This window comes from Ramlibacter aquaticus (assembly GCF_015159745.1).
In the GTDB taxonomy this organism is placed as follows: Bacteria; Pseudomonadota; Gammaproteobacteria; order Burkholderiales; family Burkholderiaceae_C; genus Ramlibacter; species Ramlibacter aquaticus.
This window is the reverse complement of sequence record NZ_JADDOJ010000169.1, coordinates 1-1,102: the sequence shown is the minus strand read 5'-3', so window position 1 is coordinate 1,102 and position 1,102 is coordinate 1. Positions and strand designations below refer to the sequence as shown.

The window sequence follows — 1,102 nt, the reverse complement described above, 5'->3', positions numbered from 1 at the left end:
TATTGAGCTTCTCTAAATTCATGACATCACCAGAGCGTAGCCTGCATCCAGCAAGCGGCGATGATGGTGGGGCGCTTCTGTGCGCTCTTGAGTTTGTTGCGGGCCGTCGCGTGCAGCTCCGCGAGATCGCTGGGGCAGTAGTTGGCCAGTGAGTGCCGCTTGAGCCAGGCCCACAGGTACTCCACCGGATTGAGGTCGGGCGCATAGGGCGGCAGAAAGGCAATCTGGATGTGGCCGTGCAAGGTGTCCAGGTAGTCACGCACCAGGCGGCTCTTGTGGGCCTTCAGGCCATCCCAGATCACCAGCAGCGGCTGCCTCAGATGGGCCTTGAGCGCCTTGAGGAATTCGACGATCTCTTCCTTCTTGATGCTGCCTTCGTGCAATCTGAACAGGCAGTTCTTGCGCGTCAGGCCGGCGATGACCGAGACGTGAGTCCAGTTGAAGTGAAACTGGATGATGGGAGTCTGTCCCCTGGGTGCCCAGGTGCGCACCCGCGTGGGGCGCTCGCTGATGCCCGACTCGTCCACGAAGACGATCAGCCGGCCTTCTCGCTGGGCTTTTTTTTGAGGGCCGGCCAGGTGCTGCGCTTCCAGCTGCGCACCGCATCTTCGTCGCGCTCGATGGCGCGCTTCTCGGGCTTCTGGGAACTGAAGCCCAGGGCCCCCAGAATCCGCCAGACATGCGCTTGGCTGAAACGCACGCCGTGCATGCGTTCAATGACCGCTCCCACGCGCTTGATCGTCCACAGCTCGGTGCCAAACCCATGCTCGGTCGGACCTTGCAAGAGCGCCGCGCGCACGCTGGCCAGTTGCGCCTGGTCAAGCTGGGCAGGCCGACCCGGCTCGGGCACGGCGCGCAAGGCGTCGATGCCACCCTCCTCGAGCAACGCCTTCCATGTGTACACGGTCTGGCGCGCCACGCCCACGGCCAGCGCCACCTCGGCACAGCCTTTGCCCTTTTGCAGCATTCGCCCGGCACGCATTCGCTTCTTGGCCGCCTCGCTCAATCGCTTTTGCACCATACCCATATTCTCCAGGAACAAGCCTGAAGACATAACGCAAGAGCGACACAACGGTTGTCATGTGTTTAGAGAAGATCAATA

1 protein-coding gene is annotated in these 1,102 nt (G+C 61.9%); it reads right to left on the bottom strand.

The features are described from left to right. Positions 1 to 26: 26 nt before the first annotated feature. Positions 27 to 1,021, bottom strand: a protein-coding gene (locus IM725_RS19965) for an IS630 family transposase (protein ID WP_193782390.1) whose coding sequence is annotated in 2 segments (ribosomal slippage) — positions 27 to 556 and positions 556 to 1,021 — 996 coding nt in all. Because the reading frame shifts where the segments join, the coding sequence is not laid out codon by codon here. Positions 1,022 to 1,102: the final 81 nt, after the last annotated feature.